Origin of the sequence: Nonomuraea corallina (genome assembly GCF_027620315.1) — a bacterium.
Lineage (GTDB): Bacteria > Actinomycetota > Actinomycetes > Streptosporangiales > Streptosporangiaceae > Nonomuraea > Nonomuraea corallina.
Map to the genome: position 1 here is coordinate 78,331 of NZ_JAPNNL010000008.1, position 8,340 is coordinate 86,670.

General features: G+C 73.6%; 6 protein-coding genes. 3 read left to right on the plus strand and 3 right to left on the minus strand.

Annotated features, from left to right (window positions below; translation table 11 throughout):
- Window positions 1-20: 20 nt before the first annotated feature.
- The 3 genes from OUY22_RS03865 (at window position 21) to OUY22_RS03875 (ending at window position 3,615) form a co-directional block, all read left to right on the plus strand.
- Complete coding sequence (locus OUY22_RS03865) at window positions 21-1,643, plus strand: hypothetical protein (RefSeq protein ID WP_270153311.1); 1,623 nt, start codon at window positions 21-23, stop codon at window positions 1,641-1,643.
- A gap of 98 nt (window positions 1,644-1,741) precedes the next feature.
- Window positions 1,742-2,548, plus strand: coding sequence for a CDP-alcohol phosphatidyltransferase family protein (locus tag OUY22_RS03870; RefSeq protein WP_270153312.1), 807 nt, complete (start codon window positions 1,742-1,744; stop codon window positions 2,546-2,548).
- A 20-nt stretch (window positions 2,549-2,568) separates the two neighbouring features.
- Window positions 2,569-3,615 (plus strand): sulfotransferase family protein, encoded by a 1,047-nt coding sequence (locus OUY22_RS03875; RefSeq protein ID WP_270153313.1) that lies wholly within the window; start codon window positions 2,569-2,571, stop codon window positions 3,613-3,615.
- 149 nt (window positions 3,616-3,764) lie between these two features.
- On the opposite strand, the gene OUY22_RS03880 is transcribed toward OUY22_RS03875, so the two are convergent.
- From OUY22_RS03880 to OUY22_RS03890, 3 genes are all read right to left on the minus strand, one after another.
- Window positions 3,765-4,829 carry a glycosyltransferase gene (locus tag OUY22_RS03880; RefSeq protein WP_270153314.1) on the minus strand — a complete coding sequence of 355 codons (1,065 nt, stop codon included), beginning with the start codon at window positions 4,827-4,829 and terminating at the stop codon, window positions 3,765-3,767.
- On the minus strand, window positions 4,826-7,456 hold the full coding sequence (locus OUY22_RS03885) for a bifunctional glycosyltransferase/CDP-glycerol:glycerophosphate glycerophosphotransferase (RefSeq protein WP_270153315.1): 2,631 nt from the start codon (window positions 7,454-7,456) through the stop codon (window positions 4,826-4,828). The genes OUY22_RS03880 and OUY22_RS03885 overlap by 4 nt, the downstream gene beginning before the upstream one ends.
- A gap of 88 nt (window positions 7,457-7,544) precedes the next feature.
- Window positions 7,545-8,294: an SRPBCC family protein gene (locus OUY22_RS03890; RefSeq protein ID WP_270153316.1), complete on the minus strand. Its 750-nt coding sequence runs from the start codon at window positions 8,292-8,294 to the stop codon at window positions 7,545-7,547.
- Window positions 8,295-8,340 lie beyond the last annotated feature (46 nt).

Below are 8,340 nucleotides of genomic sequence, written 5' to 3' on the forward strand. Positions count from 1 at the left end.
CGGAAGCGGGTGCCGGGCGCGTGACCGAGGCACTGGAGAGGCGGGTCTGCGAGGGCCCGGGGAACGTCCGGATGGTCGGCGGCGAGATGCTGCTGTGGTCCGACACAGGCGACGTCACCGGCTGGGGGCCCGTCGCGCTGGAGCTCCTCGACCGGCTGTTGCCGGGCACCGCCCGGGTGCTGCTGGTCGGCCCGCACCCGGTGGAGCTGGTGGACCGGGTGGCGGCGCGGGTCGGGGCGGTGGCCGCGGTGCTGCGCTCGTTCCCCGACGCGTGCGCGCTGGGGGAGCGGCATCCGGACGCGGACGTCCACTGCGGCCGGCTGGACCTGCTCGCCCTGGACGGGCCGTACGATCTGGTGCTCGCGCTGGACGGGCTGGCCCGCGCCCACTCGGCCGAGGCCGCGGCCGTGCCGTGGGGTGATTCGCTGGCCGCGCTGGCGGGCCTGGTCGCCCCCGGCGGGCGGCTGGCGCTCGGGGTGCGCAACGACCTCGGGGTCGACCGGCTCATGGACGCGCGCCCGCCGGACCGCGACGGCGGCGACTCCTGGGAGCCGCACGGTTTCGACCCCACGTACCCGGGCGGGCCGGTCAGCCTGGACGCCGCGCTGGAGTTGGCCGGGCTGCGCGTGGAGCGCTGCTACGCGGCCTACCCCGACGGCCGGGCGCCGCGCGCCGTGCTCGCCCGCGAGCTGCTCGCCATGGGGCTGCCGGAGGCGCTGACGTTCCCGTTGAGCGCGCGCGAGGGGGAGCGGATGCTGGCGGCCGACCCGATGCGGCTGACCCGGCTGGTGTTCCGGCACCGGCTGGGCGAGGAGCTGGCTCCGCTCTGGCTCACCGTGGCCGCGCGGGGGGAGCCGGAGCCGGCGGACCTGCCGCTCGGCCTGGTCGAGGAGGGCTCGTCCGTGCGCGAGCTGGTCGGCGACGGCACCGGCCGGCTCGCGACCAGGCGGCTGCCCGGCGGCGGGGAGCGGCCGGTCCCGGTGGGGCGGGTCGTGGAGGAGGCCCTGGTGGAGGCCTGCGCCCGCGAGGTCGTGCGGTCCGTGCGGGTGCTGCTCGCCGCGCTCGCGCGGTGGGTGGAGGACGGCGGCGACGTCACCGCCGCGGCCGACACGCTGGTCTGGGACGGCGACTCCTTCCACCCTCTCGACCTCGGCCCGGTCCTGGCGGAGCCGCCGCCTGCGGCCGTGGTGCTCTGCCGGATGCTGTGGCGGTTCGCGGTGCGGCTGCTGGCCGCCGGGCGCCACCACCCGTGGCCGTGGCCGCTGGAGAGCGATCAGCTCACGCTCACCCTCTGCGACCTGGCCGGCCGGCCGTGCGACCAGGCCGGGCTGGAGCTGGCGCGGGCGTTCGACGCGGAGCTGGACCCGCCGGCCGAGCCGGGCGACCCGGCGCCGACGTACCGCGACCTGCTGCGCGCGAGGGACCGGCTGACCGAGCAGCTCACCGCCGCGCAGGGGAGGATCTCCCGGCTGGAGCGACGGCTCGCCTCCCGTGAGCGCGCGCTGGGGAGGGCGCGTTCACGGCTGCGGCGGCGCCGGCACCACGCCTCCGTCTACCGCAGGACGCTCGGCTACCGGCTGTCGCGCGGGCTCGCCCGCCCACGGCGGGCCGCCCGCAAGGTCATGCGCCTGCTGTACGGCTGAACCCCGGGGCTGCAGATGGTCAAGAACGGGCATGGACATGGCCTAGCAGTGGCAGAGAGTAAAGATTCAAACACGGCGAGTCGTCATGCTGTCTGTCCATGAGGACCTATTCGCTCGATGACGTCTACGAGACACGCAAGCGGAGAGACTCCTGGTGGACGGTGTACTTCGTGGACCCGGTCGCCTGCCGGGTCGCGCTCGTGGTCGCCAACCGCACCCAGATCACGCCCAACAACCTCACGGTGTTCTCGCTGGTCCTCGGCCTGGCGTCGGCCGTGTGCCTGGCGGCGGGCGAGCTGGCGGCCGGTGCGCTGATCTTCTACCTGAGCTTCATGATCGACTGTGTCGACGGCAAGATCGCCAGGCTGAAGGGCACGGGGACGCCTTTCGGGCTCTGGCTCGACTACGTCGGTGACCGGGTGCGGGTGGTGCTGTGCGCAACCGGTCTCGCCTACGGGCAGTACGAGCGCACCGGAGAGGTCGCCTACATCCTGCTGGGCGCCGCGGTGGCCGTGCTCGACCTGTTCAGGTACGTGAACGCGCCGCAGATGAAGCGGGTCCACGCCGCCATCAGGGGGGAGCGGAACACCGAGGAGGCCACGCCGGACCTGGTGCCGGCGCCGCGTGAGGAGGACGCCGCGCCGCCCGAGCCTTCGGGCTTCCTGCAGCGGCTCAACGCCTTCCTGGCCCGCCACCGGGTGCGATCGCATCTCATCAGCGGGATCGAGTTCCACGCGGCCGTGTTCGTGATCGCGCCCCTGATCGGGACGGTGGCGCTGATCCCGGTGGCGGCGGCGGCCAGCTTCCTGCTCCTCGCCAATGAGGTCTTCCTTGTCTACCGGATGTGGCTCTTCGCGCGCAGGCACGGAGTGGCCCAGGAAAGCCGAGAGCACGTTCTCGTCTAAGTTTCGGGGGTTAGTACGAAATGTCCGACCGGCCGGTGTTCGTCATCGGGTGCCCGCGTTCCGGCACCACGATGCTCCAGCTCATGCTCAGTTCCCACCCGCGGCTGGCGGTGGCGCCTGAGACGAGGTTCGTCCTTCCCGCCTACTACCGCCGCCGCGTGTTCGGGGACCTGCGCGCGGCCTCCCGCCGCCGCTCCCTGGCCGAGTGGATCGCCGGCGACCGCAGCACCAAGTTCCGCGAGCTGAAGATCGAGAAGGCGGACTTCGTCCGCCAGGCCGTGGAAGGGCCCGGCTCGCTCGGCTCGGTGATCGGCACCGCCTTCCGCATGTACGCCGACCGCTTCGACAAGCCCCGCTGGGGCGACAAGCGGCCCAGCTACATCAAGCACACCGATCTGCTGCTCAGGCTCTTCCCTGACGCCCAGTTCATCCACCTGATCAGGGACGGGCGCGACTGCGTGGCGTCGCTGAAGGAGATGCCCTGGTACACGTCCGACTCCTTCCACGCGGTGGCCACCTGGGCCGAGGCCATGGACGCGGGGGAGCGGCTACGCCGCACACTGCCCGAGGACACCTACTTCGAGCTGCGGTACGAGGACCTCACCGACGACCCGGAGACCGAGCTGAAGAAGCTCTGCGTGTTCCTGGAGGAGGACTTCTCGCCCGCCATGGTGTCGCCGCGCGAGGCCGCCAGCGTGACCGTGCCGGCGCACAAGGTCTGGCACAGCAACACCCACGGCGAGGTCACCCGCAGCCGGGTGGGCAGCTGGGCGAACCGGCTGGACTCGTGGGAGATCTCGCTCTGCGAGCAGATCTTCGGCGACCGCCTGGAGGCCAACGGCTACGAGCTGTCCGGCGCGCCGCGCGCGGCCAAGGAGCACGTGACGGCCTGCCAGAAGACGATGGCCAGGCGCCGGACCAGCCGGCTGCGCAAGGGCTTTCGCGACCGTCTCAACCGGATGCGGGAGCCGAGCCCCGTCGCGGCCCTGCTGACCAGCGGCCAGCGGGTGCTGGCGGGGGTCCCGCAGCAGCGCAACGAGTCGCCCGAGCCGGCCGAGCACGGCTGAGCCCGGGTGTGGCGCGGGCGGCGCCGGCCACGGGGGCCCAGCGCTGCCCGCGCGCGAACCCCGGCGCGCGAACCCGCGAACACCGGGCCGCGAACCCGGGGCCGCGAACCCGCGAACACCGGCGTTCGGCGGGCCCGAGCCCGCGGGGCTCAGCGTTCGAGGTGCGCGAACAGGGCCTCCCAGCGGTCCAGCACGCGGTCCAGGCGGAAGGCCTCGGCCCGCTCGCGCGCGGCGGCGCCCAGCCGCCGCCGGTCGCGCTCCGACCCGACGAGCCACCCCAGCCGCTCCGCCAGCGCGTCCACGTCGCCGGGCGGGACGAGCACCGGCCGGGCCGAGCGCACCCCGCCCGACACGTCGAACGCCACCGCCGGCACCCCGTGCGCGGCGGCCTCCAGCAGCACGACCGGCAGCCCTTCGTGCTCGCTGCTCAGCGCGACGAGCGAGGCGGCCCGGTACTCGGCCGGCAGGTCGCGGGCGGGCACCCGCCCCCGGAACACCACCCGGTCGGCCACCCCCTCGCGCGCCGCGTGCGCCCGCAGCCGGTCCAGCTCCGCGCCGTCGCCGATCAGGTGCAGCTCCCATGGCCGCGGGGCACCCGACCGGGCGAAGGCGCTGATCAGCCGGTCGAACCGCTTGACCCCCTCCAGCCGCCCCACCGCCAGCACGCGCGGCGCGGACAGCTCCGACACCCGGTCCGGCCAGCTCGCCAGCGGGTTCGGCAGCGCCCAGGCGTGAGGCAGCAGCGCCTGCTCGGAGAAGTGCCACGCGTCGTCCTCGCTGAGGAACACCGCCTGGTCCAGCGCCGGGTAGTGCTTCCTGATCGAGCCCAGGTGCCAGCAGCCGCTCGCGTGCTCGTACGAGCCGTGATACTGGCCGATGGCCCGCAGGTGCCCCGGCACCAGCTCGGTCAGCCTGGAGACCACGGCCGGTGAGGTGAGCACCGCGTAGCCGGGGGACATCCCGCCCAGCAGGTCCCGCACCCTGCGCCGGGACCGGCGGCGGGCGAGCGCGCTCTCGGGGCCCACCGGGGCGCGGCTGATCAGGTGGCTGCGGTAGCGCGGGCGTTCGACGTAGCGGAAGGGCGCCTCGGCCCGGTGCAGGCCGATCACGTGCGCCTCGTGGCCGCGCCGGGCCAGGCCCTGCGCGAGGGTGTGGGTGACCTGCTGGACGCCGCCGAGCGTGTCGGAGTCCAGGCAGGCGAACACGACGTTCACGACCCGCCTCCGAAGAAGGCCGTGACGGTGCGGGCGGCGGCGTCGCCGCGCTCGTCGGCGCACCACAGCTCGCGGAAGGCCGCGTACCGCGCGGCGTGCGCGGTGTGCTGGGCGGGCAGGTCGCGCAGGCGTTCGACGAGCTCCTCCGTGGTGGTCACGCACGGTCCCGGCGCGATGGACAGCAGGTCGTGGTAGACGCCCCGCTCGGTGAGCCGGTACTCGTCCCAGTCGTCGACGAGGAACAGCATCGGCTTGCCGGTGATCGCGTAGTCGCACATCACGGACGAGTAGTCCGTCAGCAGCGCGTCCGAGACCAGCATCAGGTCGTTGATCTCCGGGTACGTGCCGGCCGTCCGCACGAAGTGCCGCAGGTGCTCGGGCGGCCGGTAGCGCTCCACCGGGTGGGTGCGCAGGATCACCACCCACTCGCCGGCCAGTTCCTCGGCCATCAGCTCCAGGTCCGCCCGGACCGAGCGGCCGCTGTTCTTGGCCCGGTCGCGGTACGTGGGCGCGTACAGCAGCGCCTTCTTGCCCGCGGGCAGCTCCAGCAGCCTGCGCGGGTCACCCGCGAGCTCGCCCTTGACCAGCGCGTCGCAGCGCGGCGTGCCGTGCCGGTAGACGGGGCCGGTGTAGCCGTTGGACGGGACGAAGCGCCGGGAGAACTCGGCGCTGGGCGAGATCAGCGCGTCCCAGCGGGCGACCGCGGCACGCCACCGGGCGCGCGGCCCGTCGAAGTCGCCCCGCAGGTCGGGGGCGTCGAAGCCGACGGACTTGATGCCCTGGCCGTGCCAGGTCTGCAGGTAGCGGGTGCCGCGCGGCTTGGGGTAGTCCAGCGGGAAGCCGTGGCTGTCCACCCAGTAGCCGGCCCTGGCCAGCGTCCAGACGTACTTCCAGCCGCCGCGCCGCACCCGGCGCGCCCCGGGCGGTGCCTGCCCGCCCCCGGCCACCGACCAGACCGCCTCGACGGGCAGGCCGCGACGGCGCAGCTCCTCGTACACGGCCCGGGGGCTGCCGGTGCAGCCCTTGCCCACGTCGGACTCGAACAGGGCCAGGTCCGCCCGCGGCCGCACCACCTTGATCAGCAGTTTGTAGGCGCGCAGTTTCGCCGACGGCGTGCCCAGTCTCCCGATGAGCACCCGCCTGACCCGCCCGAGCAGCGCGCGCCACAGGACCCGGCGCCGCCGCATCCGCAGGTAGGCGGTGTGGCCTTCGGGGCCCAGCGTGCCGCCGGGCAGCTCGATCGGCGTCGTCGCCGGGTCCACGATGAGCCGGTCGGTGGTGGTGAGCCCGTCGGAGATCCGGGTGAAGCCGATCCGCGGCTCGCCGGAGCCCGCCGGGGTGAAGACCACGTCGGTGACGTAGCCGCCGTCGCCGGACGGGCGCGGCCGGATCGGGACGCGCCGCCCGCCGAGGTCCAGGAACGCCTTCCACTCCACCGGCAGCACGCCGAACGGGTCGAAGGTGCGCACGGTCATCCGCACCCGGCCGCCCTCCCCGGACAGCTCGGTGACCTCGTGCCGCAGCCGCGACGCCGTGAACGGCAGCTCGGCCAGGCGCAGCCGGGTGATGTCCAGGCCGGGCGAGACCGTGGTGCCCCAGTAGGTGCGCCCGCCGAGCTGCACGGCGGCGCGCGGCGCGGCCCGCGGCCCGGTCAGGCAGCCGGCCGCGACGCGCAGGTCCTCGACGCGGTCGTCCATGATGAGCCGGCAGCACACCTTGACCAGCGGGTCCACCCGCTCGTACACCTCGGCGGGGATCCCCTCCAGGTACGGGCGGACGACGGCGGCGAACTCCTTGGCCCACACCAGGTCCCTGCCGGGCAGCGGGTTGAGGTAGACGCACAGGTCCTGGCGCAGGAAGCGGTACTGGCGCGCCGGCACCAGGTCGGCGAACCCGTTGCGGCGCAGCGCGTCGTCGCTCAGCCGGGCCGCGGCCACCCGGTGACGGACGTTGTCCATGTCCTTGATCGACAGGGAGATGGAGGAGTCGCCGCGGGTCCGGTGCCAGTGGTAGACGGCCCACGGCACGACCGCGAACCGCCGCGCCCGCGTGTACAGCTCGGCGGCGAAGACGTGGTCCTCGTAGTGGATGTCCTCGGGGAAGCGCACCCCGCTCTCCCGCAGGAAGCGCACGTCGTACAGCTTGTTGGTGCTGAAGGAGTCCAGGAACAGCTCCGGCTCGGCCCGGATGCCCTCGACCACGCGCCGGCGTCGGAACAGCTCCGGATAGTACGGGCGCAGCCGCCCGTTCCACTCGTACAGCCGGGAGATCTGGCCGGACACGAAGTCGGCCCCGGTCCGCTCGATCTCGGCCAGCAGGCTCTTGCAGGCGTGCCGGGGCAGCTCGTCATCGCTGTCGAGGAACATCAGGTACGGGGACGCGGCGGCGTCCAGCCCGGTGTTCCTGGGAGCGCCGCAGCCGCCGCTGTTGTGTTCGGCGCGCAGGTAGCGCACCCGCGGGTCGGACGCCGCCAGCTCGGCCGCGACCCGGGGGGTGTCGTCCGTGCTGGCGTCGTCGGAGATGACCACCTCAAGGTCGCGCAGCGTCTGGCCCAGCACCGAATGGACCGCCCTGGGCAGGCGGCTGGCGTCGTTGTAGGTGATCACGACAACCGTGCAGTCCGGCATGCCAACCCCCGAGTGTCATGACGTGGGAGTAGGCGTTCCCCGGCACTTCACGCGGTACGTCCGGATTGCTAGGTTTTTGCTCCAAAAATCACCGAAAAAGGCGGCGAATCACCCAGAGGATGACCACCAGCGCCGCGACCCCGCCCAGAATCGGCGCCAGCCGCTTCAGCAACGGGGCGCCCGCGATGTCGAGCAGGTCGAGCGCCTCCTCGTCGGCCGTGCGGGAGGTGCGCAGGGTGCCCGCCGGCCGGACGTCCTCCTCGGGAGCCGGCACGGCGACCAGGTGACGCTCCGACGGCTCCTCGCCGGCGGCCTCGTCCTGCCGCGTCTCCTGCGCGGTCTCCTGGGCGGTCTCCTGCGCGGTCTCCTGGGCCGGCTCCTGGGCGGGCTCGGCGAGCAGCGCGGCGAGGTTCGCCGCGAACCGGTCGATGAGCTTTCCGCCGACCTCGGCCATCACGCCGCGGCCGAACTGCGCGGGCCGTCCCGTCACGTTGAACGAGGTCTCGACGGCCACCGACGTCGTCTCGTCGGCGGCCGGGGTCAGCCGCGCCTTGACCGTGGCGGCGGCGGTGCCGGAGCCCCGCGCCTCCTTGCCCGACGCCTGGATGGTGAGCGTGTGCGCGTCCTTGTCGACGTCCTCGAACGCGGCCGAGCCTCGGTAGGTGACGGTGATGGGACCGACCTTGACCTTCATCCTGCCCGTGAACCGCTGATCCTCGACGGTGTCGAGAGCCGCGCCCGGCAGGCAGGGGGCCACTCGCTCGACATCCAGCAGGACCGCCCAGGCCTGCTCGATGGGGACCGGGACCGTGAACTCGTGCTCGAACCGCATCGCCATCGATTCGCTCCTTCCCGCTGCTGCGAAGACTACGTGCCGCGGGGGG